At 35.1% G+C, this 949-nt stretch carries 2 pseudogenes; both read right to left on the bottom strand.

From position 1 onward, the window contains the following. Positions 1-186: 186 nt before the first annotated feature. Positions 187-563 (bottom strand): annotated as a pseudogene (locus tag CDG59_RS15625) (DDE-type integrase/transposase/recombinase); the annotation flags it as partial. A gap of 238 nt (positions 564-801) precedes the next feature. Next, positions 802-949: pseudogene (locus tag CDG59_RS15240) on the bottom strand (IS701 family transposase); the annotation flags it as partial.

Below are 949 nucleotides of genomic sequence, written 5' to 3'. Positions count from 1 at the left end.
GCGTCATCTCATTGAAAACTATTTCTGTAAGTTAAAAGAATTTAAACGTATAGCGATGCGTAGTTGTAAAACAGATAGGAGTTTTGAAGCCATGATTCAATTGTGCGCGAGTTTAATTAACTCTCGGTAATTCTCAACAAACCCTAAAGTTCTAAAATATTTTTGCTCAAAAGTTTCTAGACTTTAACAGCCATTTGCAGAGTGTCGCTTCGTTTGATTGTGGTAAATCTCAATATACTCGAACATTGCTGCATTAGTTTATTAGCGTATAGCAAAGCTGCTGTTATAAATAATATGTCCTTTTAAGGTATGAAAAAAGCTTTCGTTTACAGCATTATCCCAACATGAGCAGTGTACTGCGCAATGCTGCGAGACATGCTTTTAATACACTCATTCGTCAATAATAGTGCTCTAAAATCACGACTAAAGTATTGATCCTAGTTTAGAATGCACCATAACACTCTTTGGTTAACCCTGACGAGCCAAGGCATAATTCAACGTGCATCACACACCAATTGACTGTCTATTCTATGGCTAGTTTGCCATCCTAACGTACGTTCACTCATACTATACTATAGCCCAGATTCGTTTCGCGCATTCATTTATCAAGCGTTGAATAACTCAAACCTCACTTTCTGGCTAAGGTCGCTAATTGTTTGTAGTTAGCGCAGATATCTCACCTATATTCCGTCATTTAAATTTAATGTACATCAAACTAAAAGTGATATTTATATAGAAAAAATGATAATCCGTTAAGCTACTAAATCATTACTTATTAAGTTTAATAGGACTTACGCACTATCATTTATAGATTCTCTGTGATAGCAGATGATTTTTATCGAGAATAACGATATGCATTTTCAAAGATCCGCTCAAACTGGTTCTTTTGTATCTCGACGTAGGCCATCAAGGCTGAAAAAATATGATTCAAAATCAGTTTAGATCGTCT

It is taken from the genome of Acinetobacter sp. WCHA29 (assembly GCF_002165335.1).
Lineage (GTDB): Bacteria > Pseudomonadota > Gammaproteobacteria > Pseudomonadales > Moraxellaceae > Acinetobacter.
The sequence above is the reverse complement of the archived record's forward strand: the minus strand, read 5'-3'. Positions and strand labels throughout refer to the sequence as shown.